This window comes from Candidatus Obscuribacterales bacterium, assembly GCA_036703605.1.
Lineage (GTDB): Bacteria > Cyanobacteriota > Cyanobacteriia > RECH01 > RECH01 > RECH01.
Map to the genome: position 1 here is coordinate 1 of DATNRH010000008.1, position 1104 is coordinate 1104.

The window sequence follows — 1104 nt, forward strand, 5'->3', positions numbered from 1 at the left end:
CGAACCGATGTGCCACTCTGTTTCGCCTCATCCGAGACTGGGGTTCCGTTAGCCACAAACCTACCACACAAAGTGTAACACTACCACCAGTACTACTACCTAATACTACTACTTTGTACCAACTCTTTCTTTTCAACATGCGATTAACATGGAAACTTCTATTTGCCCTCTTGGGCCTGAGCAGCATGAGCTACGCTCAGTGCATCGACCAACCTATCGCTGGTCAAAATTGCTTTAGCGGAGCATGCTACAACGATGCTTGCGCTTGCTCCTCAGGTTTTAACGGAGCTGACTGTACCACTCCGGTAGGCGAGACGCAGACTAAGCTTTGCAGGTGCTCGGGTGTGATGCCAACTTCAACCAGCTCCAGAACCTCCAGACCAACAACTTCCCCACCCTGGATTTGAGCGCTTCAGGCCTTGTGAGCGGAGCCCTCAACATTGTGGTCAACTCGCCCCTCGTGTCCAACCGCACCTCTAGCCGTGTCTACCTCTCCAACGACCTCGGAACGGAGACCTGTGGCTGGCCTCAGCTCAGCGCTTGGAGCAAAGACTTTGCCGCGTGCCAGGAAGTCTACACCTTCAACCAGGCCTGGTCCACGGCCCTGAACTGTGGCTGGGACGTTGACAACAGCGAGCAAGGCTACACCTCCTACACGTCCAACATCTTCGTTGTGCACGACGACCAAGTCGACACTTTCCGCGGTAGCCCCATTGTCCGCGAGACCTCGCACATCATTCCCATCAAACTTCGCTTCCAGAACAGCGTTGAGGTCGACACCAACATCAATGTTTTCAGCTATGTCAACTTGCTCTCAGCCATCACTGAGCAGCGCTACGATCCCGACATCACCATTGCCGAGGGCCGCCTGGCCATCACGACCTCTTTGCAGTGGCCATTCGTCATTGACTCTTTTGTCTTGCCCAACTTCCCCGCCAACCTCACCACCGCGCTCTCCAACAGCACCGTGGCGTGCCTCGACCAACTCGACCAGCCCTCGTTTGTCATTGACATCGACCCAATCACAGCCTGCTCGCTCTCTGGCGACTACCAGCTCAACTTCACGCTTGCGTGCCGCGGAAACCCTGCCGACTGCCCTCTCGA

At 55.4% G+C, this 1104-nt stretch carries 1 protein-coding gene; it reads left to right on the plus strand.

Annotated elements, in window-relative coordinates:
* Positions 1-328: 328 nt before the first annotated feature.
* Positions 329-1104: hypothetical protein (locus V6D20_00200; GenBank protein HEY9814218.1), on the plus strand; the 776-nt coding region annotated here is incomplete at its 3' end.